This is a genomic window from Brevundimonas sp., from assembly GCF_035626535.1.
Lineage (GTDB): Bacteria > Pseudomonadota > Alphaproteobacteria > Caulobacterales > Caulobacteraceae > Brevundimonas.
Genome location: NZ_DASPNO010000071.1, coordinates 1 through 24,159, shown reverse-complemented (window position 1 = coordinate 24,159; position 24,159 = coordinate 1). Strand labels below are relative to the sequence as shown.

23 protein-coding genes and 1 tRNA gene are annotated in these 24,159 nt (G+C 69.8%); 14 read left to right on the top strand and 10 right to left on the bottom strand.

The features are described from left to right. Positions 1-28: 28 nt before the first annotated feature. The 3 genes from VEC04_RS11250 to VEC04_RS11240 all read right to left on the bottom strand — a co-directional run bounded on the left by VEC04_RS11250 (position 29) and on the right by VEC04_RS11240 (position 2,002). Positions 29-508 (bottom strand): hypothetical protein, encoded by a 480-nt coding sequence (locus VEC04_RS11250; protein ID WP_324776858.1) that lies wholly within the window; start codon positions 506-508, stop codon positions 29-31. 1 nt (position 509) lies between these two features. After that, on the bottom strand, positions 510-1,040 hold the full coding sequence (locus VEC04_RS11245) for a hypothetical protein (protein WP_324776856.1): 531 nt from the start codon (positions 1,038-1,040) through the stop codon (positions 510-512). A gap of 89 nt (positions 1,041-1,129) precedes the next feature. Then, on the bottom strand, positions 1,130-2,002 hold the full coding sequence (locus tag VEC04_RS11240; RefSeq protein ID WP_324776854.1) for an isoaspartyl peptidase/L-asparaginase: 873 nt from the start codon (positions 2,000-2,002) through the stop codon (positions 1,130-1,132). A gap of 105 nt (positions 2,003-2,107) precedes the next feature. Between VEC04_RS11240 and VEC04_RS11235 the strand changes: the two genes are divergently transcribed. Continuing rightward, a complete protein-coding gene (locus VEC04_RS11235; RefSeq protein WP_324776852.1) occupies positions 2,108-3,109 on the top strand; it encodes an NADPH:quinone oxidoreductase family protein in 1,002 nt (333 codons plus the stop codon). Between the two features lie 85 nt (positions 3,110-3,194). Further along, the gene (gene mddA / locus VEC04_RS11230; protein WP_324776850.1) at positions 3,195-3,959 is read left to right on the top strand and encodes a methanethiol S-methyltransferase; all 765 of its coding nucleotides are present in this window, start codon (positions 3,195-3,197) and stop codon (positions 3,957-3,959) included. A gap of 11 nt (positions 3,960-3,970) precedes the next feature. Here the strand turns inward: mddA and VEC04_RS11225 are convergent, their stop codons facing one another. Continuing rightward, a complete protein-coding gene (locus VEC04_RS11225; RefSeq protein ID WP_324776848.1) occupies positions 3,971-4,366 on the bottom strand; it encodes a YkvA family protein in 396 nt (131 codons plus the stop codon). A gap of 57 nt (positions 4,367-4,423) precedes the next feature. Between VEC04_RS11225 and VEC04_RS11220 the strand changes: the two genes are divergently transcribed. From VEC04_RS11220 to lpdA, 7 genes are all read left to right on the top strand, one after another. Beyond that, positions 4,424-5,206, top strand: a complete 783-nt coding sequence (locus VEC04_RS11220) for an SDR family oxidoreductase (protein WP_324776846.1) — start codon at positions 4,424-4,426, stop codon at positions 5,204-5,206. A 64-nt stretch (positions 5,207-5,270) separates the two neighbouring features. Further along, positions 5,271-5,345, top strand: a tRNA-Gly gene (locus tag VEC04_RS11215). 232 nt (positions 5,346-5,577) lie between these two features. Continuing rightward, positions 5,578-6,753 carry an aspartyl/asparaginyl beta-hydroxylase domain-containing protein gene (locus tag VEC04_RS11210; RefSeq protein WP_324776844.1) on the top strand — a complete coding sequence of 392 codons (1,176 nt, stop codon included), beginning with the start codon at positions 5,578-5,580 and terminating at the stop codon, positions 6,751-6,753. A gap of 62 nt (positions 6,754-6,815) precedes the next feature. Continuing rightward, positions 6,816-7,511, top strand: coding sequence for a TMEM175 family protein (locus tag VEC04_RS11205; RefSeq protein ID WP_324776842.1), 696 nt, complete (start codon positions 6,816-6,818; stop codon positions 7,509-7,511). 143 nt (positions 7,512-7,654) lie between these two features. Then, positions 7,655-9,442 (top strand): PAS domain-containing sensor histidine kinase, encoded by a 1,788-nt coding sequence (locus VEC04_RS11200; RefSeq protein WP_324776840.1) that lies wholly within the window; start codon positions 7,655-7,657, stop codon positions 9,440-9,442. Positions 9,443-9,522: 80 nt separating this feature from the next. Next, the gene (locus tag VEC04_RS11195) at positions 9,523-10,005 is read left to right on the top strand and encodes a hypothetical protein (protein WP_324776838.1); all 483 of its coding nucleotides are present in this window, start codon (positions 9,523-9,525) and stop codon (positions 10,003-10,005) included. A gap of 98 nt (positions 10,006-10,103) precedes the next feature. Further along, a complete protein-coding gene (lpdA, locus tag VEC04_RS11190) occupies positions 10,104-11,522 on the top strand; it encodes a dihydrolipoyl dehydrogenase (protein ID WP_324776836.1) in 1,419 nt (472 codons plus the stop codon). On the opposite strand, the gene VEC04_RS11185 is transcribed toward lpdA, so the two are convergent. The 4 genes from VEC04_RS11185 to fsa form a co-directional block, all read right to left on the bottom strand. Beyond that, entirely contained in the window at positions 11,519-12,430 is a 912-nt protein-coding gene (locus VEC04_RS11185; protein ID WP_324776834.1) for an aspartyl protease family protein, read from the bottom strand. The two genes, lpdA and VEC04_RS11185, sit on opposite strands and share 4 nt — an antisense overlap. A gap of 69 nt (positions 12,431-12,499) precedes the next feature. After that, the gene (locus VEC04_RS11180) at positions 12,500-13,444 is read right to left on the bottom strand and encodes a tyrosine recombinase XerC (protein WP_324776832.1); all 945 of its coding nucleotides are present in this window, start codon (positions 13,442-13,444) and stop codon (positions 12,500-12,502) included. Further along, a complete protein-coding gene (locus VEC04_RS11175; protein WP_324776830.1) occupies positions 13,426-14,127 on the bottom strand; it encodes a DUF484 family protein in 702 nt (233 codons plus the stop codon). The genes VEC04_RS11180 and VEC04_RS11175 overlap by 19 nt, the downstream gene beginning before the upstream one ends. Before the next feature lie 20 nt (positions 14,128-14,147). Further along, positions 14,148-14,801, bottom strand: a complete 654-nt coding sequence (gene fsa / locus VEC04_RS11170) for a fructose-6-phosphate aldolase (protein WP_324776828.1) — start codon at positions 14,799-14,801, stop codon at positions 14,148-14,150. Between the two features lie 96 nt (positions 14,802-14,897). On the opposite strand from fsa, the gene VEC04_RS11165 reads away from it, so the two are divergent. Further along, positions 14,898-17,060, top strand: coding sequence for a primosomal protein N' (locus VEC04_RS11165; RefSeq protein ID WP_324776826.1), 2,163 nt, complete (start codon positions 14,898-14,900; stop codon positions 17,058-17,060). A gap of 336 nt (positions 17,061-17,396) precedes the next feature. Here VEC04_RS11165 and VEC04_RS11160 read toward each other — a convergent pair whose 3' ends face one another. Together VEC04_RS11160 and VEC04_RS11155 are read right to left on the bottom strand one after the other, a co-directional pair. Then, a complete protein-coding gene (locus tag VEC04_RS11160; RefSeq protein WP_324776824.1) occupies positions 17,397-18,239 on the bottom strand; it encodes a TerC family protein in 843 nt (280 codons plus the stop codon). A gap of 84 nt (positions 18,240-18,323) precedes the next feature. Beyond that, positions 18,324-19,190, bottom strand: a complete 867-nt coding sequence (locus VEC04_RS11155) for an endonuclease/exonuclease/phosphatase family protein (RefSeq protein WP_324776822.1) — start codon at positions 19,188-19,190, stop codon at positions 18,324-18,326. A gap of 235 nt (positions 19,191-19,425) precedes the next feature. Here VEC04_RS11155 and VEC04_RS11150 point away from each other — a divergent pair, with 235 nt between their 5' ends. The 4 genes from VEC04_RS11150 (at position 19,426) to atpD (ending at position 24,087) form a co-directional block, all read left to right on the top strand. Continuing rightward, positions 19,426-19,980 carry a F0F1 ATP synthase subunit delta gene (locus tag VEC04_RS11150; protein ID WP_324776820.1) on the top strand — a complete coding sequence of 185 codons (555 nt, stop codon included), beginning with the start codon at positions 19,426-19,428 and terminating at the stop codon, positions 19,978-19,980. A gap of 62 nt (positions 19,981-20,042) precedes the next feature. Then, positions 20,043-21,578 carry a F0F1 ATP synthase subunit alpha gene (gene atpA, locus VEC04_RS11145; RefSeq protein ID WP_324776818.1) on the top strand — a complete coding sequence of 512 codons (1,536 nt, stop codon included), beginning with the start codon at positions 20,043-20,045 and terminating at the stop codon, positions 21,576-21,578. Between the two features lie 33 nt (positions 21,579-21,611). Then, the gene (locus VEC04_RS11140) at positions 21,612-22,490 is read left to right on the top strand and encodes a F0F1 ATP synthase subunit gamma (RefSeq protein WP_324776816.1); all 879 of its coding nucleotides are present in this window, start codon (positions 21,612-21,614) and stop codon (positions 22,488-22,490) included. 40 nt (positions 22,491-22,530) lie between these two features. Continuing rightward, positions 22,531-24,087 (top strand): F0F1 ATP synthase subunit beta, encoded by a 1,557-nt coding sequence (gene atpD, locus VEC04_RS11135; RefSeq protein WP_324776814.1) that lies wholly within the window; start codon positions 22,531-22,533, stop codon positions 24,085-24,087. Positions 24,088-24,159: the final 72 nt, after the last annotated feature.

Sequence of the window (24,159 nt, the reverse complement as noted above, 5' to 3'; positions counted from 1 at the left end):
GGGGCTTCCCCGGCCTTTTTCGTTGTGGTCAGGGCGCCGTCACCCGCGCGCAGAGGTTTTCGCCGAAGACCTCTGCCGCCGCGGTCCGGCGCGTCGTCAGATCGCCGCCGGTCGCCGGAAGGTCGGCGCGGATCTGGTAGCGAGCGATGACCCGGCCGCCAGCGTCGTGCAGATCGACCGAACCAGGCAGGCGCACCCGCCCGTCGTCGGCGATCAGGTCGCCCTCCCGGTCGAGGGCGTGGATGAAGACGACGGCCCGCACCGGGTTGCGGCCGCCGAAGCAGCTCGCGCCGTCGCGGAAGGCCGGGATGAAGGCGTCGGAAAAGGCGTCGGGCGGGTTGTAGAAGGCGCTGCGCACCTCAACGCCGTCGATGAAGATGTCGTCGGCGAGCGCCGGGTTGAGGATGATCTCCCGTGCGGGGTCCATGTCCCAGAAGTCGGCGGCGCAGCCGGACAGACCGCCGGCCGCAAGAATCGCCGTCAGGGCGATGATGGGCGCGGCCTTCATCTCAGCCCCGCGTGGCGTTGTGCGGACCGGGGTCGCGCGGGTTGCGGCCGAAGGCCTGTTCGCAGACCGAGCGGCCGAACTCTTCGGAGACCATCATCTGGCGGTCGCCGATGAGGCCGGCGAGACGGCCTCCGGCGGTTGTGGCGACGGAGATCGGGAAGCGGCCGACGACCAGATTGCCCCGGCTCGGGTCGACGAACTCGACCGTGCCCTCGAGCGTATGCATGCCGTCGCCGTTCAGCAGCACCCCGGCGCGGTCGGCGCGTTCCAGCCGCTCGACGTGGACGCGGACATCGATCGGCGCCGTGCCGTACATGCAGCGGCTGAGCTCTTCGCGGACCTCTTCGGAGAAGGTGTCGGAGAAATCCTCCTCCGCATCCAGCCAGCCGCTGGACATGGTGATGGAGCCGACCTGCGCCGTCTCCTGCAGGCCCGGCGGCAGGTCCATGGGCGGACCACCCTCGATGACCGGCGCGCAGGCGGCGGTGGCGATCAGGGCGGCGACGGCCGCGGCGGTGAAAACGGACTTCACGGTGAACCCTCCAGCTCCTGTGACGCTTAGGCCAGCGTCGCCGTGAACGGCGGATGAACCGCGTTTCGCCGAAGATTAAATCCGCGTAATCAGCGCCCGAACACCTCGACCCCGATCTCGCCGGAGGGAGTCAGCCAGGCCCGTTTCATGCCCTGGCTGTTGAAGGGGTGGGCGATGTTTCCGTCGCGGTCCAGCGCGATCAGGCCGCCGTCGCCGCCCATCCCTCCGACATCGTCGATCACCGCCTGCGCCGCTTCGGCCAACGACTGGCCGGCGCCGACGCGCCACGCCGTCTGAACCGCCGCGACGGCGCGGATGAAATACTCGCCGGTGCCGGTGGACGAGACCGCGACCCTTTCGTCGGCCCAGGTCCCGGCGCCCGGTATCGGCGTATCGCCCACTCGCCCAGGTAGTTTGCCAAAGACGCCGGCGGTCGAGGTGGCGGCGGCGAGCCGGCCGGCGCTGTCGAGGGCGCAGCAGCCGACGGTGCCGTGCGAGAGCTTTCCTTTCGGCGGATGGTTGTCGTCGGTCTGGCCCGCGTGAGTGAACCAGGCCGGCTCGTCGCCGATCGCCTCCATGCCCTGCTCGGCCGCAAACAGCGCCGCGCCCTCGCCCGCCAGCAGGACGTGCGGCGTGTGCTGCATCACCGCGCGGGCGACCCGGACAGGATTGCGGAAGCCCTGCAGGGCGGCGACGGCGCCGGCCTCGCGGGTGGTCCCGTCCATCAGGCTGGCGTCCAGCTCATAGGCGCCGGCGAGGTTGGGGCTCGCCCCCCGCCCGGCGACATAGAGGCCGGAGTCCTCGAGCATCACCGTGGCCTCGACCACCACGTCCAGCGCCGGGGCTCCAGCGTCTAGCCGAGCCTTCATCGCCTCCACGACCTCGCGCATATGCGCGGCCTCGCGGCTGTAGTCCGTGCCGCGACGGGCGCCCGCGCCGCCGTGAAGGATAAGGGCCGTCATGCCAGGTTGGTCTCCGGATCGCCCTTTCAAAGGCGCGTGGGGCTGATTAGCGTCACAGACGAACGCGCGCCACGGGGGCGGCGGTCCCGACGGAAAGAAGTTTTCATGCGCGCAGTCCTGTCCAAGGCTCCCGGCGGCCCCGAAACCCTTGTCGTCGAGGAGGTCATGGATCCGCGCCCGATGAAGGGCGAGGTGGTGATCGACGTGCGGGCGGTGGGGGTCAACTTCCCCGACACCCTGATCATCGAGGACCGGTACCAGTTCAAGCCGCAACGACCCTTCTCGCCGGGCGGGGAGGTGGCGGGGGTCGTCGAGGCGATCGGCGAGGGCGTCACCGGCCTGCGCAAGGGCGACCGGGTCATCGCCGTGCCCGGATGGGGCGGCATGGTCGAGCGGCTGGCGGTCCCGGCCGCCTCAGTGATGAAGATCCCCGACGGCATGGATTTCGAGACCGCCTCGGCCCTGACCATGACCTACGGCACCTCCTACTACGCCCTGAAGGACCGGGCCCAGCTGAAGGCGGGCGAGGCGCTGCTGGTGCTGGGCGCGGCCGGCGGCGTCGGCGTGGCGGCCGTCGAACTGGGCAAGGCCATGGGCGCGCATGTCATCGCCGCCGCCTCGACCAACGACAAGGTCCAGTTCGCGCTCGAGGCCGGGGCCGACAACGGCCTGATCTATCCGTCCGGCAAGATGGACAGGGCGGCGCAGAAGGAGCTGTCGGGCGAACTGAAACTGGCCTCGGGGCGCGACGGGCCGGACGTCGTCTACGACGCGGTCGGCGGCGACTATTGCGAGCCGGCGCTACGGGCCATGGACTGGAACGGCCGCTATCTGGTGGTCGGTTTCCCGGCGGGAATTCCGTCGCTGCCGCTGAACCTCACCCTGCTGAAGTCGGTGTCGGTCATCGGGGTGTTCTGGGGTGCGGCGGTGATGCGCGATCCCGCCGCCCACGCCGCCAACATGGCTGACCTGTTCCGCTTGTGGAGCGAAGGCAAGATCAGGCCGCGGGTCAGTCGCACCTTCCCGCTGGAGCGCGCCCACGAGGCCATCAAGGCGCTGGGCGACCGTTCGGTGATGGGCAAGGTGGTGATCAAGGTAGAGGGCTGACCGCGACCGGGGCCGCCGCTACCGGCTGCGAAACAACAATGGTATATTTCCCTGCCGGACCCGCCGTCCGGCCCGGAGAATCGATATGCGATCGTTGGCTGTCCTCTACGGCGCCGCCGTCTATGCGGTGTTCTTCGTCACCTTCCTCTACGCCATAGGCTTCGTCGGCAATTTCGGCGTGCCGAAGGGGATCGACACCGGCGTCGCCGGGCCGGCGTTCACCGCGGTCGCGATCAACACGCTGCTGCTTGCCGTCTTCGCCGTGCAGCACAGCCTGATGGCGAGGCCGGCTTTCAAGGCCTGGTGGACCCGGTTCGTCCCGGCCCCGGTCGAGCGTTCCACCTATGTGCTGGCGTCGAGCCTCGCCCTCATCCTGCTGTTCTGGCAGTGGCGGCCGATGCCGGACGTGGTGTGGAGCATCCCCGACGGCCCGGGGAGGCTCGCGGTCTGGGCGCTGTTCTGGCTGGGGTGGGCGACGGTCCTGCTGTCGACCTTCCTGATCAACCATTTCGACCTGTTCGGCCTCCGTCAGGTCTGGGCCTACCGACGGCGAGCGGAAATCCCGCCGTCGGACTTCCACACCCCGCTGTTCTACCGGGTCGTCAGGCACCCGATCTATCTGGGCTTCATCATCGCCTTCTGGGCCGCGCCGACGATGGGTCAGGGACGGCTGTTCTTCGCCGTCGCCACCACCGCCTATGTGCTGATCGCGATCCAGCTGGAGGAGCATGACCTGATCGCCGTCTTCGGGGACCGGTATCGCGACTACCGCTCACGCGTCGGGATGCTGCTGCCGATCCCGCCGATCAGACCCCGGCCGCTCATCCCGCAGCCGCCGGCGGCGGACTGAGCAGCCGGACCTCAGGTCTTCCAGCTGTCCAGCATCCTTCTCGCCAGTTCACGGTGCCGGTCCCGGATGTTGGCGCCGAGGGTGGCGATCACGGCCGCCACCACGGCGGCGTCGTCGGTGAAGCCGATCCCCGCGAGGAGATCCGGAACGGCGTCGAACGGCAGGACGAAATAGGCCAGGGCGCCGAGCATGATGCCCTTGGCTGCTCTCGGAGTCTGCGGATCACGCGCGGCGAACCAGACGCTGATCAGCTGGTCGGCGAAAGGGATGCGGGCCGCGGTGCGCCGGACCTTGGGCCAGAATCCCCTGTTCACCCGCATCTCGTTGACCCGTTGAACCGAGGGCACGAGGGCGCGCGACGGGTCGATCGCCTCGTCGGGCTGGATCGGTTTGGCTTTGGCGGTCATGGCGGCTAAATCCCCCGCGACGTTCTCAGGTTCACGACAAACATAAGGGCTCAGGCCATGAAACTCGACGGTTCGATCGCGGCGGTGGTGACGGGCGGGGCCTCGGGTCTGGGTGAGGGCACGGCGCGGGCCATCGCGGCGACCGGCGCGAAGGTGGCCCTGTTCGACCTCAACGAGGAACGCGGCGAGGTCATCGCGGAGCAGATCGGCGGGGTGTTCTGCAAGGTCGACGTGACCGACGACGCCAGCGTGGCGGCGGCCTTCGAAAAAGCGCGGATGGCGCACGGGCAGGAGCGGCTGACGGTCAACTGCGCCGGCATCGCCACCGGCATGAAGACGGTGGCTCGCAAGAAGGACACCGGCGAGATCCGCGCCCACGACATGGCCCAGTTCGAGCGCACCGTGCGGGTCAACCTGTTCGGCACCTTCCGCGTGCTGTCGCAGTCGGCGGCCGGGATGGTCACGCTGGAGCCGATGGCCGACGGCGAGCGCGGCCTGATCGTCAACACCGCCTCGGTGGCGGCGCAGGACGGCCAGATCGGTCAGGCGGCCTATTCGGCCTCCAAGGGCGGCGTCTACGCCATGACCCTGCCGATTGCGCGGGACCTCGCCCAGGAAGGGGTCCGCTGCAACACCATCCTGCCCGGCATCATGTGGACGCCGATGATGGCCGGCATGGACCAGAAGATCCAGGACGCGCTGGCCGCCGCCATCCCGTTCCCGAGCCGCCTCGGCACGCCGGCGGACTACGCCTCCCTGGTCCTGCACCTGGCCGAGAACGTCTACATCAACGGCGAATGCATCCGCCTTGATGGAGCCATCCGGCTGGCGCCCCGGTAATTCGCAAAAGGGGCTTGCGGGGCGACGGGGCCCTCCGCTATACGCCCCGCTCTCGACTGAGAACGCGGGCGTAGCTCAGGGGTAGAGCATCACCTTGCCAAGGTGAGGGTCGGGCGTTCGAATCGCCTCGCCCGCTCCAGTCGAAACGAAGAAGGCTCGGCTCCGGCCGGGCCTTTCTTGTTTTGGAGCCATGGGCCTCCGCCAGATTGCCAGGGTGAGGGTCGGTCGTTCGAATCGCCTCGCCCCCTCCAGTCGGAACCGCAAAGGGCCCGGTGTTCGCACCGGACTTCTTTGTCGTCCGGGCCGGTTCCGCACACCATGGCCTGATGGTCGGGTGTTGAGGGCCGCGACGGACCCGGTTACCAACGGCCATGGCCCTGCCCCCCGCGACCCGAGCCCTTCTGCAAGCCGCCCTGGCGGACTATCGCGCCGGCGACTGGGTCAGCGCCCGCCCGCGGCTGGAGGAGGCGGTGGCGGGAGCGGCGGAGTCGGACGCCGACGCCTGGGCCCTGCTGGCGATGGTCTGCCACCGGCTGGGCGACGCCGAGGCGACGGACTTGGCCGCCGACCGGGCGTTGGTGCTCAATCCCCGCAGCCTGCGCGGCGCGCTGGCCAAGGCCGACGTTCTGGCGTCGCGGCGCGCCGATCGGGAAGCGAATTTCTACTACAGCGCCTTCATCCGGCTGGCGGGCGCGATGGCCTCGCTTCCCCCCGATCTGGCCGAGGGGCTCGCCCGGGCGCGGGCCGCCCAGGACCGCATCGCATCGGGGATACAGGGATTGATCGACGCCCAGCTCCAGGCGGCCGGCTATGCGGCGGGGTCGTCGGACCGGCGCTTCACCCATGCGCTGGACATACTGGCGGGCCGCAAGCAACCGTATCTGCAGCAGCCGAAGGCGCTCTACTATCCGGAGCTGCCCAACATCCAGTTCTACCCGCGCGAGCAGTTTCCGTGGATGGACGCGGTCGAGGCGGCCACCGACGCCATGACGGCGGAGCTGAACGCCATCCTCGAGGACGAGGCGGCCTTCGCGCCCTATCTGACGACCCAGCCCGGCCTGCCCAGCCGACCCGACTATCCGCTGATCGACAGCATGGACTGGAGCAGTTGCTTCCTGTGGAAGGACGGGGCCGAGACGGCCAACGCGGTGCGATGCCCGCAGACCATGGCGGCGCTGGAGCACGCGCCGCTGTGCCGGGTCAAGGGACGGTCGCCGCAGATCATGTTCTCGCAGCTCAAGGCCGGGGCCCACATCGAGCCGCACACCGGCTTCGTCAACACGCGTCTGGTCTGCCATCTGCCGCTGATCGTCCCGCCGGACTGCCACTTCCGGGTCGGCAACGAGACGCGGTCGTGGGAGCGCGGCAAATGCTGGGCCTTCGACGACACGATCGAGCACGAGGCGAGGAACGCCAGCGCCCGCACCCGTGTAGTGCTCATCTTCGACATCTGGCGGCCCGAACTGACCGAGGAGGAGCGGGTGCTGGTCTCCACCCTGCTGGAAGCCATCGACGCCTACTCGCCCCAGGCCGCGGTCTGGGACTGAACCGGGCGGTTGCTACGGCGCGCCAAATCGATCACCGTTCTGCGGGTTCGGAGGGCGCGGGCATGGCTGACAAAACGGAGCCGGGCGGACGGTTTCGCCCCGCGGAGACTCAGAGGCTGGACGCGTTCGTGGATGCGGCCTTCGCCTTCGCCGTGTCGCTGCTGATCATCGCCGGCGGAGAGCCGCTGCGATCCTTCGACGACCTCGTCCAGGCGTTGCTGCGAATACCCTCGTTTCTGGCCGGGTTCGCGCTGATCATCCTGTTCTGGCTGGCGCACCGGACGTGGTCGTCGCTGGGCCCGAGGCGGGACGGGATGGCGACGCTGCTGAGCGTGGCGGTGGTGTTCTCCGTGCTGGTGTTCGTCTTCCCGCTCAGGCTGCTGACCGAGACGGCGCTCCATTTCATGTCGGGCGGCTGGCTGCCCGGCGGCGACCTGCTCGAAAGCTTCAATCAGCTGGGCTGGATGTATGCGATCTACGGCTTCGGCTTCTCGATCCTGTCGGTGCTGTATGTCCTGCTGTTCCGGCACGCCCGCGCCGGGCTGGAGCGGGACGATCCGCGCTGGACGGCGGCGAACGACTGGGGCCGGACCTGGGCGCTCGCGGCGGTCACGGGCGTGGTGTCCGGTGCGGTTGCGCTGAGCCCGGTGCTGCCTTCCGCCCCGTGGCTGCCCGGTTTCACCTACTGGCTCATGCCCGTCGGAATCTGGGTGTTCGCCATCATGGATCGGCGGCGGGCGCGTCGTCAGGCCGGTTGATCGAACCCGTTAACCGAACGCTGGACGACCGGAAGCGGCCGGTCTAGTCGCCTTGAGGGGGAAACCGGGCTGGTCCGGTTCGCCGTTTGCAAGGTATCGCCCGAACGGCGCCGAGGGGCGCCAGAACGGGACAGTCGGGACGCATGTTTCTGGAAGGCCAGATCAACTGGGTGTGGGTTCTGGGCGGTCTGGCGGCCGTCGGCTGGGTCGTCGGCCTGATCGGCCTGTGGCTGGCCGCCGCCAACCGGTCGCGCCATGTCGATACGTCGGGCCAGCTCGACCTGGTGCAGCGCGTCGCCGAGGACTCCCAGAAACGGCTGTTCGAGACCCTCAACGCCATTCCGGTGGCGCTGGTCGAGACCGACCGGCAGGGCAAGTTCGTCTTCGCCAACCGGGCGGCGCACCAGCTGCTGGGCCGGCGCGACGCCGAGCTGATCGGCCTGCGTTTCCACTCGGCCACCTGGGGCATCACCTTCCCCGACGGGCGGCCGATTCCGCCGGACCTGCTGCCGAGCGCCCGCGCGTTGCGGGGCCAGACGGTGAAGGGCTTCCAGCATCTGATCGCCAACCCGGCCGCGCGCCGCAAGATGCTGGTTTCGGTCACGGCCATGCCGATCGAGAACGAACTGGGCCAGATCACCGGCTCGACCGCCGCCATCGTCGAAACCGAGGGCCTGACCACGCCCGAAGTCATCACCCCGGAAATGCCGGCCGCCGACGAGGGGCTGACCCGCCGGGTGTTCGACGCCGCCGCCAGCGCCCTGGTCGTGATCGGTCCGGACGGGCGGGTGCGCGAGGCGAACCGCACGGCGATGCTGGTGTTGGGCCGCGACAGCGCCGAGGGCGATTTCGCCGATCTGTTCCTGGACGAGGACGAGCGGGTCGAGGGCCGGCAGTCGCTGCGCGCCGGCCTCGCCGCCCCGGCCGGAGAGGCCGAGCCGATCGTTTCGCGCCGCGGCGCCGCCGGAGGCATCCGCTGGTCGATGCTGCCGTTGACCAACGCCGAAGGGCAGGTCGACGCCCTGCTGCTGGCCGGCGAACGCGCCGATCCCGCGCCGGCCGTTGTCGAGGTCGCCGAGCCGACGGCGCCCTCGGCCGCGGTCGACGCGGTGACGGATGAGACCCTTCGGGACGAGGCCGCCGCCGCTCGCGCCGCCGCCGCCGAAGCCCTGGCCGCCGCCGCCGCCGCGCGCGCCGAGGCCGAGGAGGCCCGCGCCGCCGCCGAACGCGTCCGTGCGGAGGCCGAGGCCGAGCTCCAGGGCGGTCGGCGGATGGAGAGCGTCGGCCGGCTGACCGGCGGACTGGCCCACGATTTCAACGCCGTGCTGGGCGTCATGACCGGCGCGCTGGACATGATGCTGCGCCAGGCCGACGACCCGGCCCGGGTGCGCCGCATCGGCCAGGCCGCTCTGGCGGCGGGCCAGAAGGGCGAGCTGCTGACGCGGCGGCTGACGGCCTTCTCGCAGGGCGACGATGAGCCGGTGCTGCGGGTCATGGACGCCGGCGTCCTGCTGCGCGGCATGGAAAGCCGCCTGCGTGAGCTGGCGGGCGCGGGCGTCGACCTGATGATCGAGGGGCCGGCCGAGGCTGCTCCGGCGCGCGTCGATCCGGTGGCTTTCGAGGGGGCGGTCAAGGCCCTGACCCGCAACGCGGTCGAGGCGGTCGACGGGCAGGGGTCGGTGGCGGTTCGCCTCGAGACCCTGATGGAGGGAGGTCTGCGGCTCAGCGTCCGCGACAGCGGGCCGGGCATGGACCGCGACCTGGCGGCGCGGGCGGTGGAGCCCTTCTTCACCACCCGCGAGGGCGCGGCGGGCCTGGGCCTGTCGCAGGCCTACGCCTTTGCGCGGCAGTCGGGCGGCGTGCTGTCGATCGACAGCGGGCCCGGCCAGGGCGCCGAGGTTTCGATCACCCTGCCGGCCGCGGCCGGCTGAGCCCTTCCCCGCAGGCGGCGCCCGCTGGCGCCGTCGGCTTGACGGTGTAGAATGGTTAACGGGCCGTGGGAGGGTCGATCATGAAGCTGTTGCGTTTCGTCGTGGTGCTGGCGGTTCTGGCCTATGCCGGATGGCTGGCCTGGCCGTTCCTGTCTCCCTTCATCGAAGGAGCCGCTCCCGAGGCGGCCACGATGCAGGCCGGCGCGGAGGCGCAGGGCGGCGGCGAGCTGTTCGGCTTCCTGCCGGGCTGGACGCTGTGGGCCGGAGCCATCGCCCTCTATGTGATCTCGGCCCTGATGCTGGGGGCCGGAAACTCGAAGGCCGCCGTCGCCTATTTCCTCGCCTTCATCGCCGACGCCGCTCTGCGGCTGGCGCTAGACCAGAACGGCGGAGAGGCCGCGCGCTCGGGCCCCGCGACCATGTCCGCGCCGGAGGCCGCGTCCAGCCTGCCGATGGATCCGCTCTGGCTGACGCTTGGCGTGCTGGTGGTGCTGGGCCTGCTGGTCGTGATCGCCGGCCGGCGCATCCGCCGCGCTCGGACTCCGGGGCAGTTCGCCTACTAAGTCGGGGCAGGGCGCCTATATCGGTTCCGACGGTTGACGCGCCCCGGCGCGCCGCTAGGTTCCGCGCGCTCCCCCGCGCCCACTGAACGAGAGACCCCATGGCCGAAGCCGCTTCCCCCAGCGCCGCGTATGACGTCGTCATCATCGGCGGCGGGCCGGGCGGCTACAACGCCGCCATCCGGGCCGGGCAGCTGGGGCTGAAGGCCGCCTGCGTCGAGATGCGCGACACCCTGGGCGGCACCTGCCTGAACGTCGGCTGCATGCCGTCGAAGGCCCTGCTGCACGCCTCGGAACTGTACGAGGCGGCGGTCAAGGAGTTCCCGGCGCTCGGGATCGAGGTTGGGACGCCGAAGCTGAACCTGGCGCAGATGATGGGCCAGAAGGCCGACAGCGTCGGGGCCCTGACCAAGGGCATCGAATTCCTGTTCAAGAAGAACAAGGTCGACTGGGTGAAGGGCCGCGGGCGGATCGCCGGCCCGGGCCAGGTCGAGGTCACCGCCGCCGACGGGTCGAAGGCGACGCTGGCCGCGAAGAACATCGTCATCGCCACCGGCTCCGAGCCGACGCCGCTGCCCGGCGTGGCCTTCGAGGACGGCAAGGTCGTGGATTCCACCGGCGCCCTGTCGCTGCCCGCCGTGCCGAAGCAGCTGATCGTGGTCGGGGCCGGCATCATCGGGCTGGAGCTCGGCTCCGTATGGCGCCGGCTGGGCGCGCAGGTGACGGTGGTGGAGTATCTGGACCGCATCACCCCCGGCATGGACAGCGACGTCGCCAAGGCCTTCCAGCGCGCCCTGACCAAACAGGGCATCAGCTTCAAGCTCGGGTCGAAGGTGACCCGCGCGAAGACCTCGAAAGACGGCGTCGAGCTGACCATCGAGCCGGCGGCGGGCGGCGCGGCCGAAACGCTGAAGGGCGACGTGGTTCTCGTCGCCATCGGCCGGCGTCCCTACACCGAAGGTCTGGGACTGGAGACGGTCGGCGTCACAGCCGACAAGCGCGGCTTCGTGGCCGGCGATCACTTCAAGGTGGCTGAGGGCGTGTGGGTCATCGGCGACGTCACGCATGGGCCGATGCTGGCCCACAAGGCGGAAGAAGACGCCGTGGCGGTGATCGAGCTGATCGCCGGCAAGGCCGGGCACGTCGACTACGACCTGGTGCCGAGCGTGGTCTACACCGCCCCGGAAGTGGCTTGGGTCGGCAAGACCGAGGAGCAGCTGAAGGAGGCGGGCGTCGCCTACAAGTCCGGCAAATTCCCGTTCAGCGCCAATAGCCGGGCCAAGATCAACCACGAAACCGAGGGCTTCGTGAAGGTGTTGGCCGACGCGACGACCGATCGCATCCTCGGCGTGCACATCCTCGGGCCGCAGGCCGGCGAGATGATCGGCGAGGCCTGCGTAGCCATGGCCTTTGGCGGCGCGTCCGAGGACATCGCTCGCATCTGCCACCCGCATCCGACCCGCTCGGAGGCCGTCAAACAGGCGGCCATGGGCGTCGACAACTGGACGATGCAGGCCTAGGCGGCGGGTCTCCGCAGGCCTCTGAAAGCCATGCGCGAGCGGCCGAAGTCGAGCGTCACCTCCCGGAAGCGGTAAAGCAGGTCGGCGCCGATCAGCAGGGCCGGACGCCCGACCAGCTCCAGCACCTCGAAGGCGTGCAGGTCGGCGAACAGCAGGGGCGTGGGCCCCAGCCGCTGGGTTCCGAGCCGCAGGTCGCGGACCTGACCGCTGGCGGCGGCGAGAGTCTGGCCGGTGACGCCATAGACGGTGACCCGCTCCAGCCCCGCCGGATCGCCTCCCACGGCGGCCAGCAGGGCCATGTTGCCGATGGAATACTGGGCGCCGGTGTCGACAAAGACGTCGATCTCCCGGTTTTCGGCGAAGCCGCGCAGGATCAGCGTACCGAAGCGGCCGTGCCGGGCCGGCCGCTCGTGGCCTGGCAGCCGCGTGGCCCGATAACCGGCCGAGCCGATCGCCACCACGTCCGGACCCGAAGGGGTCAGCTGAACGCGCCGGGCGGAGATGTTCAGGTCCAGCCGGAAGCGACCGAGCACGTCCAGCCCCATCAGCCCGTCGGCAGCGAGCAGCCGACGCGGGAAGACCGGCGCCTCGATGCCGTGGAGGCGCCGCCCGCCGAAACTGAGCCGGTTGATGTGGACGGTCGGGGCGAGCTGGGCCGCGGTCAGGCCGTGGACCAGCACCGGCGGTCGGGCGGGCAGGTTCCAGGATTGGGCCAGATCCTCGGCGATGACGGTGCGGCCGGCCCCGGTGTCGATCACGAACAGCGCACCCCGGCGGCCGTTGACGGTGACGCGAAGGGCCATGCGGGTCAGCAGGTTGGCGAGCAGCCGGGGTTCGGACGCTTCCGGTTCCTGCGCAAGCACATCGCCGGAGGGTGACGCCAGCAGACCGGCCATGCCCAGGGCCACGGTCCGACGGTTCAGGTTCGGAATCGCACGGTCCGCCAGAGCCGCCTCCCCGCGTTCTGCGGGACCAGTCTAGGCGCGGGGATGGGCCGATGCATAGGCGTCGAGCAGGCGGGCGGCGTCGACGGCGGTGTATTTCTGGGTCGTGGACAGGCTGGCGTGGCCGAGCAGCTCCTGAATCGAGCGCAGGTCAGCGCCGGCTCCGAGCAGGTGGGTGGCGAAGCTGTGGCGCAGGGCGTGCGGCGTGGCGCTGGCGGGCAGGCCGAGGCGGCCGCGCAAGCGCTGCACGGTGGCCTGCACATGGCGCGGGCTGAGCGGGCCGCCGCGGCGGGCGCGGAACAGGGCGTCGCCGGGCGCCAGAGGAAAGGGCTGCAGGGCGAGGTAGGCGTCGACGGCTTCCCGGACGGCGGGAAGCACGGGGGCCAGCCGGGTCTTGCCGCCCTTGCCGGTGATGCGCAGCGCCTCGGGAAGAGGCGCGTCGCCGCGCGTCAGGGACAGGCCCTCGGAGATGCGCAGGCCACAGCCGTAGAGCAGGGTCAGGACGGCGCGGTCGCGGGCGGCCTCCCACGGCTGGGTGTCGGGGTCGGCTTCGCTTTCGTGCATCAGGCCGCGGGCCTGATCCTCGCTGACCGGTCGGGGCAGGGACGCCTTGACGCGAGGGCCGCGGACGAGGGCCAGCTGGGGTGCGGGCACGCCGCAGCGCCGATCAAGGAAGGCGTGGAAGGTGCGGATTGCGGACAGGGTCTGGCTGATCGAGCGGGCGTTGAGCGGCCGGTCGGCCCCTCGAGCCCCCCCTTGGCGGCGCTCGGCGAGGTGGGCGCGCAGCTCCGCGGGGGTGACGCTTCCCAGCCCCGCCATGTCAGGGGTTTCGCCCCGGTGGCGCTGGAGGAAGGCGAGATACTGGCGGGCGATGTGGCCGTAGGCCTCGAGGGTGCGGGGCGACAGGCGGCGCTCGTGGGCCAGATGCTCCAGCCAGGCGGCCAGGGCCTCGTCGGCGGTCAGCTGAGGATGGGCCATCGTTCGGCCGTGCGCTCGACCACCCGGGCGATGAAGGCGACCAGTTCGCAGCCCATGGTCGGGGTGAAGCCGTCTTCCTCGGGGGAACCGAAGGCGCACAGGGCGGGGCGGGCGCCGGCGTCGTCGCCGGGAAAGACAGGCGACATGCGGATCAGGGCGACGGACTTCACCTCCTCCCCGGCCGCGCCGAACAGGTTGAGGCCGTCGAAATTCGGGCCCAGCCAGGTCAGGCCGTGCTCGCCGAGCAGCTTGTCGACGCCGCCGGCCTCCAGCGACCGCCAGCCAAACGGCACCGTTCCGGGCTTCTCCAGCGCGATGGCGGCCCCGGCGAGGCCGAACCGCCCTTGCGCCACCGCGTCGAGGCGGCGGGCGAGGTCGGAGGCGTTGCGCGCCTCCATCAGGTCCAGGGCGGCGACGTGGGTCTGGGTCTGGGCGGCGAAATTGGCGCGGGCCACGGCCTCGATGCGTTTGCGGGCGTCGGCCTCGCGTTCGGCGGCTTCCTCGAGCCGGGTCAGGGCGGCGCGGCCGAACTCGACGACGTTGCGGCCGTGCGGCTTGAGGCCGATCTCCTCGAGCAGGGAGCGGTCGTCGAGCAGGGTCTGCGGATTGGCCTGCAGCCAGGCGCGGATTTCCGGCCAGTGCGGCTCGGAAGGGTCCGAAGAGAGGTCAGGCAAAACGCTCACAGACCTCTCCTCGAGGCGAACTACAGAATGGACTGGCCGGTCTTGCCCCAGTCCGCCAGGAAGGCATCAAGCCCCTTGTCGGTTAACGGGTGTTTGACCAGGGCCTTGAAAACGTCGGCCGGGATGGTCGAGGCGTCGGCGCCGGCGATGGCCGCGGCCGAGACGTGGCCCGGGTTGCGCAGGCTGGCGGCGAGAATCTCGGTGGTGAAGTCGTGGGTGTCGAACAGCACCCGGATTTCCTCCAGCAGGCCGATGCCGTCGGCGCCGTGGTCTTCCAGCCGGCCGACGAAGGGCGAGACGAAGGTCGCGCCGGCCTTGGCGGCCAGCATGGCCTGGGCGGCGGAGAAGCACAGGGTGACGTTGGTCCTGACGCCCTTGTCGGCGAAGGCGCGGGTGGCGCGGAGCCCGTCCCAGGTCAGGGGCAGTTTGACGACCACGTTGGGGGCGATGGCGGCGAGCTTGTCGCCCTCGCGGACCATAGTCTCAAAATCGGTCGCCACGGCCTCGGCGGAGATCGGACCCTCGACGAGGGCGCAAATCTCGGCGATGACCTCAGCGATGTTGCGACCGGATTTGGCGATCAGCGAGGGATTGGTGGTGACGCCGTCCACCATTCCGGTGGGGACCATGTCCTTGATGACGGCGACGTCGGCGGTGTCGAGGAAGAGTTTCATGGCGGGGGTCTTTAGCGCCATGAGCGCCGGAGCGCGAGCCCAAAGCGCCCCCTCCACCATCCTTCGGATGGTCCCCCTCCCCCGGTGGGGGAGGATATGAAAGTCGCATCGGTCCTCATTCCGCTGCCGGTGCCGGAGGCCTTCGACTACGAGGTCCCGGAGGCGATGGCGCTCGCGCGTGGCGATCAGGTCGCCGTGCCGCTCGGGCCGCGGCTGATGCGCGGCGTGGTGGCCGAGGTGCGCGAGACGACGGGGTCGAACCGGCGGCTGAAGGCGGTGGAACAGGTGCTGGACGATCCGCGCCTGCCGGAGCGGACGGTGGACTTCGTGGAGTGGGCGGCGCGCTGGACGCTGAGCGCGCCGGGCGAGATGGCCTCGGCGGCGCTGAAGGGACTGCGGGCGCCGCGGCCGCGGCCGGAGCGGCGGGTGCGGCGCGTCGGGGACCGGGTTCCGGCCAAGCTGACGGCGGCGCGAACGGCGGTGCTGGAGGCGCTGGGCGAGCGGTCCATGCCGGGGCCCGATCTGGCGCGGGCGGCCGGGGTGTCGTCGGGCGTGGTCAAGGGCCTGCTGGATGAGGGGGTGCTGGAGGGGGTAGAGATCGAGGCGGTGGCGGCCTTCGATGCGCCCGATCCGGATCATGCGCCGGCGAGGCTGAACGCGGATCAGGCGGCGGCGGCGGCGGCGATCGCCGAGGCCACGGCCGGGGGCGGGTTCGCGCCCTTCCTGCTGGACGGGGTGACCGGATCGGGCAAAACCGAGGCCTATCTGGAGGCGGCGGCGCGGACGCTGAAGGCGGACCCGACGGCGCAGGTGCTGATCCTGCTGCCCGAGATCGCCCTCACTCAATCGTTGATCGAGCGGATCGCCGCGCGGTTCGGGGCGGCCCCGGCGGAGTGGCATTCGGGCGTCGCCCCGCCCCGGCGGCGGCAGGTCTGGGAGGCGGTGGTCGCGGGGCGCTGCAACATCGTGGTGGGAGCGCGGTCGGCCCTGTTCCTGCCCTACGCCAAGCTGCGGCTGGTGGTGGTCGACGAGGAACACGACGGCTCGTTCAAGCAGGAGGAGGGGCTGGTCTATCACGGCCGCGACCTCGCCGTGGCCCGGGCGCGGATCGAGGGGGCGACGGTGGTGCTGGCCTCGGCCACGCCGTCGCTGGAGACGCTGTGGAACGCCCATCAGGGCCGTTACGGCTGGTTGAAGCTGGAGGCGCGGCACGGGGCGGCGGTGCTGCCGGAGATCTCGCTGCTGGACCTGAGGCAGAGCCCGCCCGATCCGCAGACCTGGCTGTCTCAACCATTGAGAGAGGCGATCGGGGAGACATTGACGCGGGGCGACCAGACCCTGCTGTTCCTCAACCGTCGGGGCTATGCGCCGGTGGTGCTGTGCCGGGCCTGCGGGCACCGGCTGACGGCCCCCGACACCGACAGCTGGCTGGTCGAGCACCGCTACACCGGACGGCTGGTCTGCCACCTGACCGGCTTCACCATGCCGCGGCCGAAGCACTGTCCGTCGTGCGGGGCGGAGGATTCGCTGGTCTCGGTCGGGCCCGGCGTCGAGCGCGTCGAGGAGGAGGTGCGCCAGCTGTTCCCGCAGGCGCGGACGGCGGTGTTCAGCTCGGACACCGTGCCCGACGGCAAGTCGGCGCGGGCGCTGATCCAGCGGATGGCGGACGGCGAGATCGACATCCTGGTGGCCACCCAGGCGGCGGCGAAGGGGCACAATTTCCCGCACCTGACGCTGGTCGGGGTGGTCGACGCCGACCTCGGCCTGAGGGGCGGCGATCTCAGGGCCGCCGAGCGGACGTTTCAACTGTTGACGCAGGCGACCGGACGGGCGGGGCGGGCCGAGAAGCCGGGTCGGGCCATACTGCAGACCTGGACGCCGGAGCATCCGGTGCTGCAGGCGCTGGCGGCGGGCGACCGCGACGCCTTCGTCGCGGCGGAGATGGCCGAGCGCGAGGCGGCGTCCCTGCCGCCGCACGGCCGGCTGGCGGCGATCATCCTGTCGGGCGAGAACGCGGCGGCGGTGGAGAAGGTGGCCCGGGAGCTGGCCGGGTCGATCCCCAACGCCGAACGGCTGGAGGTCTATGGGCCCGCCGACGCGCCGCTGGCGCTGGTGCGGGGGCGGCGGCGCAAGCGGCTGCTGGTCCGCGCCGACCGGGACGTGGACCTGCAGGGGTTCCTCCGGGCCTGGCTGGCGCGGGTGAAGGTCCCGGCGAGCGTGCGGCTGAACGTGGACGTGGACCCGTACAGCTTTCTGTAGGGCGGGTTTCACCCGGGTGAAACCCCGAAAAATTTGGTGTGGCAGAGTCGGCAGAGTCGGCGCCGGGTCAGCCTAAATTTGCAGTGGCAGAATCGGCAGAGTCTACATCGGCGCGCCTCGGGCGGTGCGGCGGGGATGCGATTGTCAAAGACCGGCGAGTCGGCGAACGACGCATTATACGCCCGCCGGTTTGTGCGGCGGGAAGATCGCTCCGAGAAAAGGCGATGTGTCTGGAAAGGCGGGAGGTTTTCCGCGCTGTCGGACAATAATTCCGCGGATTGCCGGCAGAGCGCCCGGCCACCTCCCCATCGGCCTTCGCCCATGGGGAGGTGAACGTCAGACCCCCGGTTCTGCGGTTTCGCTCTTGTTGAGCTGGGCCTGACGGGCTTCCAGCGCCGCCGCCTTCTTCGCGGCGGAGCGGCGGCCCATCATGTTGAGGCCCTCGACGATGCCGGAAAAGGCCATGGCGGTGTAGATGTAGCCCTTGGGCACATGCACGCCGAAACCGTCGGCGATCAGCACCATGCCGATCATCAGCAGGAAGCCGAGGGCCAGCATGACCACGGTCGGGTTCTTCTCGATGAAGTTGGCCAGCGGCGTCGCGGCCAGCAGCATGACGGTGACCGCGACGATGACGGCGATCATCATGATCGGCACGTGATCGGTCATGCCGACGGCCGTCAGAATGGAGTCCACCGAGAAGACCAGGTCGAGCAGGATGATCTGGAAGATGGCGGCACCGGCGTTGTTGATGACCACGGACTTCTTGTCGAGCAGGTCGTGATCGGACGGCGTCGGATCGACGGTGTGGTGGATTTCCTTGGTCGCCTTCCAGAGCAGGAACAGGCCACCGGCGATCAGGATCAGGTCGCGCCAGCTGAACGAGGTCTCGAACAGGGGGGCGCCGTGCTCGATGGGGCCCTGGAAGCCGAGATCGAAGACCGGAGCGGTCAGGGCGACGATGAATCCGATGGTGGCCAGCAGGCCGAGGCGCATGACGAGCGCCAGGCCGATGCCGAGGCGACGCACGCGGGCGCGCTGCTCGACCGGCAACTTGTTCGACAGGATCGAGATGAAGACCAGATTGTCGATGCCCAGCACCACTTCCATGACGATCAGCGTCACCAGGGCCAGCCAGGCGGCGGGGTCTGACAGGAGGGGGATGATGGAGTCGAACATGCGGGCGTCCCGATCGAAAAGCTTGAGCGGAAATCGCTAGGCGGGCGCGGCGTTCCGATCAAGCGTCGGATTTGCGCCGCGACATCAGGGGGCGGCCGGGATCAGGTCCGCCACCACCGGGAAATGGTCCGAGATGACCCGGCCGCCGAAGGAGTCGGTCGGCACGGCGAAGCGCTCGACGGCGAGGCCGGGGCCGACGAAGACGTGGTCGATGGCGACGCCCGCGTTGTCGTTGGCGATGTCGAAGGCGTTGAAGGTGCCGGCGGGGCCGAAATCGATCGGGCTGATCGCCCGGGCGTCGCGCAGGCCTGAGGCGAGGATGCGGCGATACGGCGCGGTGTCGGGCCCGGTGTTGAAGTCGCCCATCAGCACGACCTCGGCCCGCGCGCCGTCTGCCTCCGCCGGGGCGAGGCTGGAGACCAGTTCCGCGCACTGCTCGCGGGCCACGACGCCGACGTGGTCGAAATGGGTGTTGCGGACGTCCAGCAGCCGGCCGTCGCGGCGGTCGCGCAGCAGCACCCGGGTGACGGTGCGCGGGTAGGCGGCGTCCCAGCCCTTCGACGGAACTGCCGGAGTCGGCGAACACCACAGGGTCTCGGCCAGCACCTGCTCGTAGCGGTCACGCTTCCAGAACAGGGTCGCGGCCTCGCCCGAGACGCCGTCGTCGCGGCCGAGGCCGTAGTGGTCGTATCCGGGCATCCGCGCCGCCAGATATCGCACCTGATGCGGCTGCGCCTCCTGCAGGCCCAGCAGGTCGGGATCGAGGAAGGCGATCTGGTCGGCCATGTGCGGGCTGCGCTCGCTCCACGGCGGATTGTCCGACGGCCCGTCGAAGCGGATATTGTAGCTCATCACCCGGAACGAGGCGGGATCGTGGGCCGCGAGGGCCGGCCGGGCCAGCGAGAGGGCGGCGACGAGGAGGAAGGCGGAGAGGAGGCGGGCGAGGGTCATGGTCCCTCAATCTCCGCCTGCGGGCCGCGCGTCGGCACCTCAATTCGCGTTACGCTGCGGCGGCCTGCCTCGGTTGCGGTCGGGGGGTTACGGTGCTATCAGGCGCCCGGCTGAGCCGGAGGACGCGTCGCAAGACGTTTCACCGGCGTGCTTTCTTCAAGCATTTCAGGCCTTTGACCGGTGCGCACTCCGCCGCCGGTCGCCAACCCGAACGCTAACCCGCGCGGACCATACAGTGGCTGACGATTACAGGACGACGGAAGTCGGCGAGCGCTATGCACAGGCGCTGTTCGACCTCGCTGACGAGACGGGCGTCCTCGACGCCGTGCGGGCCGATCTGAAGTCGCTGCGCGCCGCGTGGAACGACAGCGCCGACCTGCGCCGTCTGGCCACCTCGCCGGTGATCGCCGCCGAAGACCAGCAGAAGGGTCTCACAGCCATCGCCGAGGCGGCGAAGTTCAACGGCGTGACGCGCAACTTCCTCGGCCTGCTGGGCCAGAACGGCCGTTCGCGCGACCTGCCTGGCGTGATCGCGGGCTTTGAAGCGCTGTACGCGAAGAAGACGGGCGTCGTGGCCGCCGAGGTCGTCTCGGCCCAGGCCCTGAGCGCCGCCCAGATGAAATCCATCCAGTCCGCCCTGCGCGCCTCGCTGGGCAAGGATCCGGAAATGACCGCCCGCGTCGATCCGACGATCCTGGGCGGTCTGAAGGTCAAGGTGGGGTCGAAGCTGTTCGACGCCTCGCTGAAGACCAAGCTCGACCAGATGAAATTCGCGCTCAAGCGCGCCTAACCCACGACGGCGACCGGTCCTCGGACCGGGGCGCACCAAGAGACGAAGACAGAGAGATCCAAATGGACATCCGCGCCGCCGAAATCTCGGCCATCCTCAAGTCGCAGATCGCCAATTTCGGCGTGGAAGCGGACGTCTCGGACGTCGGCCAGGTGCTGTCGGTCGGCGACGGCATCGCCCGCATCCACGGTTTGGACAACGTCCAGGCCGGCGAGATGATCGAATTCCCGAAGGCCGGCGTGAAGGGCATGGCCCTGAACCTCGAGCGCGACAACGTCGGCGTCGTGATCTTCGGCCAGGACAACCAGATCGCCGAGGGCGACGAAGTCCGCCGTCTGGGCGAGATCGTCGACGTGCCGGTCGGCAAGGGCCTGCTGGGCCGTGTCGTCAACCCGCTGGGCGAGCCGATCGACGGCAAGGGCCCGATCCAGTTCACCGAGCGCCGCCGCGTCGACGTCAAGGCTCCGGGCATCATCCCGCGCAAGTCGGTGCACGAGCCGATGCAGACCGGCCTGAAGGCCATCGACACCCTGATCCCGATCGGCCGCGGCCAGCGCGAGCTGATCATCGGCGACCGTCAGGTCGGCAAGACCGCCGTCGCCGTCGACACCATCCTGAACCAGAAGGCCACCAACGCCGCCGCCTCGGGCGAGGGCGAGAAGCTGTACTGCATCTACGTCGCCATCGGCCAGAAGCGCTCGACCGTGGCCCAGATCGTCAAGACGCTCGAGGAGCGCGGCGCCCTGGACTACACCATCGTCGTCGCCGCCACGGCGTCGGAGCCGGCCCCGCTGCAGTTCCTGGCCCCGTTCTCGGGCACGGCCATGGGCGAGTTCTTCCGCGACAACGGCATGCACGCCCTGATCGTCTATGACGACCTGTCCAAACAGGCCGTGGCCTACCGCCAGATGTCGCTGCTGCTGCGCCGTCCGCCGGGCCGCGAAGCCTATCCGGGCGACGTCTTCTACCTGCACTCGCGCCTGCTGGAGCGTTCCGCCAAGCTGAACGAGGAGAACGGCGCCGGCTCGATGACCGCCCTGCCGCTGATCGAGACCCAGGCCAACGACGTTTCGGCCTACATCCCGACCAACGTCATCTCGATCACCGACGGCCAGATCTTCCTCGAGTCCGACCTGTTCTACCAGGGCATCCGTCCGGCCGTGAACGTCGGCATCTCGGTGTCGCGCGTGGGCTCGTCGGCCCAGATCAAGGCGATGAAGCAGGTCGCCGGCTCCATCAAGGGCGAGCTGGCCCAGTACCGGGAAATGGCCGCCTTCGCCAAGTTCGGTTCGGACCTCGACGCCTCGACCCAGAAGCTGCTCGCCCGCGGCGCGCGCCTGACGGAGCTGCTGAAGCAGCCGCAATACTCGCCGCTGACCGTCGAGGAGCAGGTCGTCTCGGTCTACGCCGGCACGCGCGGCTATCTCGACAACGTGGCCATCGGCGACATCCAGCGCTTCGAGAGCGAACTGCTGGCCCGCCTGCACTCGGCCCACGCCTCCATCCTCGACGGCATCCGCACCAAGAAGGCGCTGACCCCCGAGCTGGAAACCGAGCTGAAGGCCGCCATCGAAGCCTTCGCCAAGACCTTCGCCTGATCTGACCTGTAGGGACTAGAAAGAGCAGCCCGAATGGCCAGCCTCAAGGAAATGCGCAATCGGATCGGAAGCGTGAAAGCCACGCAGAAGATCACGAAAGCCATGCAGATGGTCGCCGCGGCCAAGCTGAAACGCGCCCAGGACCAGGCCGTCGCGGCCCGGCCCTACGCCTCGCGCATGGCGGCCGTCATCGCCAATCTGGCGGCCGGCGTGTCGGGCGACGGCGCGCCGAAGCTTCTGGCCGGCACCGGCTCGGACCAGCGCCACCTGATCGTGGTGGCCTCGTCCGACAAGGGTCTGGCCGGCGGCTTCTCGTCGAACATCATCCGCGCCGCCCGCGAGCGCATCAACGGCCTGATAGCCGACGGCAAGGACGTCCGCGTCATCGCCGTGGGCCGCAAGTCGCGCGACCAGCTGACCCGGATGTACGGCGACAAGATCGTCCGCACCTTCGAGCTGTCGGAGCACAAGACCATCGGCCTGCCCTCGGCCCAGCCGATCGCCGAGCTGATCGCCGACGAATTCGAGAACGGCCGCGCCGACGTGGTCACCCTGTTCTACAGCCAGTTCAAGTCGGTGATCTCGCAGGTCCCGACCGCCAAGCAGCTGATCCCGGCTGTGGTCGAAGGCGGGGCCGCGCCGATCGACCTGAACGGCGCCGTTTACGACTACGAACCGTCCGAGGAAGAGATCCTCGACACCCTGCTGCCGCGCAACATCACGACCCAGATCCTGGCCTCGCTCTACGAGAACCAGGCCGGTTTCTACGGGGCCCAGATGGGCGCCATGGACGCCGCCACGCGCAACGCCGGCGACATGATTTCCGCCCTCACCCTGCAATACAACCGATCCCGCCAGGCGCAGATCACCAAGGAGCTGATCGAGATCATCTCCGGCGCCGAAGCCCTCTGATCTGAACCTGACCGCACAAGACGACAACGGACCCGCACCGATGACCGACACCACCGCTCCCAAGAAGACCGCGACCCGCAAGCCGGCCGCTCCCAAGGCGCCCAGGGCCGCCGCCGCCACCGGCAACGCCGTGGTCACCGCCGGCACCGGCACGGGCAAGATCGCCCAGGTCATCGGCGCCGTCGTCGACGTCGAGTTCGACGGCCAGCTGCCGGCGATCCTGAACGCGCTGGAAACGACCAACGTCGACCAGAAGACGGGCGAGCCCTTCCGCCTGGTGCTGGAAGTCGCCCAGCACCTCGGCGAGAACATGGTCCGCACCATCGCCATGGACACCACCGAGGGCCTGACCCGCGGCCAGCCGGTGACCGATACGGGCACCTCGATCCTGGCCCCGGTCGGACCGGGCACGCTCGGCCGGATCATGAACGTCGTCGGCGCGCCGATCGACGAGGCCGGCCCGATCAAGACCCAGATGTACCGCCCGATCCACCGTGAGGCGCCGAGCTTCGAGGAGCAGTCGACCTCGTCGGAAATCCTCGTCACCGGGATCAAGGTCATCGACCTGATCTGCCCCTACACCAAAGGCGGCAAGATCGGCCTGTTCGGCGGCGCCGGCGTCGGCAAGACCGTGACCATGCAGGAGCTGATCAACAACATCGCCAAGGCGTACGGCGGTTACTCGGTCCTGGCCGGCGTGGGCGAGCGCACCCGCGAAGGCAACGACCTGTACCACGAGATGATCGAGTCCAACGTCAACGTCGATCCCTCGAAGAACAACGGCTCGACCGAAGGCTCCAAGTGCGCCCTCGTCTACGGCCAGATGAACGAGCCGCCCGGCGCCCGCGCCCGCGTCGCCCTGACCGGCCTGGCCCAGGCCGAGTACTTCCGCGACGAGGAAGGCAAGGACGTGCTGCTGTTCGTCGACAACATCTTCCGCTTCACCCAGGCGGGTTCGGAAGTGTCGGCGCTGCTGGGCCGCATCCCGTCGGCCGTAGGCTACCAGCCGACGCTGGCCACCGAGATGGGCAACCTGCAGGAGCGCATCACCTCGACCAAGAAGGGCTCGATCACCTCGGTGCAGGCCATCTACGTGCCCGCCGACGACCTGACCGACCCGGCGCCGGCCGCCTCGTTCGCCCACCTCGACGCCACCACCGTGCTGTCGCGCGACATCGCCGCCCAGGCCATCTTCCCGGCCGTGGACCCGCTCGACTCCACCTCGCGCATCATGGATCCGCTGGTGATCGGCGAGGAGCACTACCAGGTCGCCCGCCGCACCCAGGAGATCCTGCAGCAGTACAAGGCGCTGAAGGACATCATCGCCATCCTGGGCATGGACGAGCTGTCGGAAGAGGACAAGCTGATCGTGGCCCGCGCCCGCAAGATCCAGCGCTTCCTGTCGCAGCCCTTCTTCGTCGCCGAGCAGTTCACCAACCAGCCCGGCAAGTTCGTCGAACTGAAGGACACCATCCGCTCGTTCAAGGCCATCTGCGACGGCGAGTACGACCACCTGCCGGAAGGCGCCTTCTACATGGTCGGCGCCATCGAGGAGGCGGTCGAGAAGGCCGAGCGCATGGCTGCGGAAGCCGCCTGATGGCCGAGAAGCTGCACTTCTCCCTGGTCGCGCCCGAGCGCGAGGTCTTCTCCGGCCTGGTCGACCAAATCG